The sequence below is a fragment of the Pseudomonas sp. 5P_3.1_Bac2 genome, from assembly GCF_025465995.1.
Lineage (GTDB): Bacteria > Pseudomonadota > Gammaproteobacteria > Pseudomonadales > Pseudomonadaceae > Aquipseudomonas.
The window spans coordinates 1-1,329 of the sequence record NZ_JANLNY010000001.1; the positions used below are offsets into that span (position 1 = coordinate 1).

At 62.5% G+C, this 1,329-nt stretch carries 2 protein-coding genes; both read right to left on the minus strand.

Annotation, left to right across the window (positions count from 1 at the left end; translation table 11 throughout):
• Positions 1-707, minus strand: a 707-nt coding sequence (dmpG, locus tag NTD81_RS00005) for a 4-hydroxy-2-oxovalerate aldolase (protein ID WP_262178093.1), incomplete at its 3' end; no start/stop codon positions are given.
• A 10-nt stretch (positions 708-717) separates the two neighbouring features.
• Positions 718-1,329: acetaldehyde dehydrogenase (acetylating) (locus NTD81_RS00010; protein ID WP_262178095.1), on the minus strand; the 612-nt coding region annotated here is incomplete at its 5' end.

Below are 1,329 nucleotides of genomic sequence, written 5' to 3' on the forward strand. Positions count from 1 at the left end.
GTGTTGCCGGCGCCAGCGCCGAGGCCCGCACAGGCCGCGTCGATGCGGGTAGCACCGGCGGCGATGGCGGCAATTGAGTTGGATACGCCCATGGACAGGTTGTGGTGGCCATGGAAGCCAATTTCGGTTTCAGGCTTCAGTGCCGCGCGGATAGCCGCGACTCGGGCGCTCACGTCTTCCGGCAGCATATAGCCGGCGGAGTCGGTGATGTACACGCAGTTGGCACCGTAGGATTCCATCAGCGTGGCTTGTTTGACCAACCCTTCGGGGCTGTTCATGTGGGCCATCATCAGGAAGCCGACGGTATCCATGCCCAGTTTGCGGGCATAGGTGATGTGCTGCTCAGAGACATCGGCCTCGGTGCAGTGGGTGGCAACACGGATGGTGTTCACCCCCAGGTCGTGGGCCATTTGCAGGTGTTCGACCGTGCCAATGCCCGGCAGCAGCAGAGCAGAGACTTTGGCCTGCTTCATCAGCGGGATCACCGCGGACAAATACTCTTCATCGGTGTGCGCAGGGAAGCCGTAGTTCACCGAGCGGCCGCCGAGGCCGTCACCGTGGGTCACTTCAATCAGGGGAACGCCTGCTTCGTCGAGGCCGGATGCGATCGAGCGCATCTGATCAAGGCTGATCTGGTGGCGTTTGGGGTGCATGCCGTCACGCAGGCACATGTCGTGGACGGTGATTTTCTTGCCGCGAAGATCCATGCTGCGCTCCTTAGGCGATAGCCGCTGCGTTCGATTGGCTGAGTAGGGTTTCGGCAAACATTTCCGCCGTGCGCGCAGCGGCGGCGGTCATGATGTCCAGGTTGCCGGCGTACTTGGGCAGGTAGTCGCCCAGGCCTTCGACTTCCATGAAGATCGACACGCGGTTGCCGTCGAACACCGGGCCGTTGACCAGGGTGTAGCCGGGCACGTACTTCTGCACTTCCTTGATCATGGCGTGGATCGCGGCAGTGATGGCGGCCTGATCTGGTTCACCCTCGGTCAGGCAGTGCACGGTGTCGCGCATAATCAGCGGCGGCTCTGCCGGGTTGATGATGATGATCGCCTTGCCTTCTTTAGCGCCGCCGACTTTGACGATGGCGCTGGAGGTGGTGCGGGTGAACTCATCGATGTTCTTGCGGGTGCCGGGGCCGACCGATTTGGAGGCGGCAGTGGCGATGATTTCCGCATAGCTCACGGGCTGCACGCTGGACACCGCAGCCACCAGCGGAATGGTGGCCTGGCCACCGCAGGTGACCATGTTGACGTTCATGGCGCCGGACTCAAGGTTGGCTTTGAGGTTGACCGGCGGTACGCAGTACGGGCCGATGGCAGCCGGCGTCAG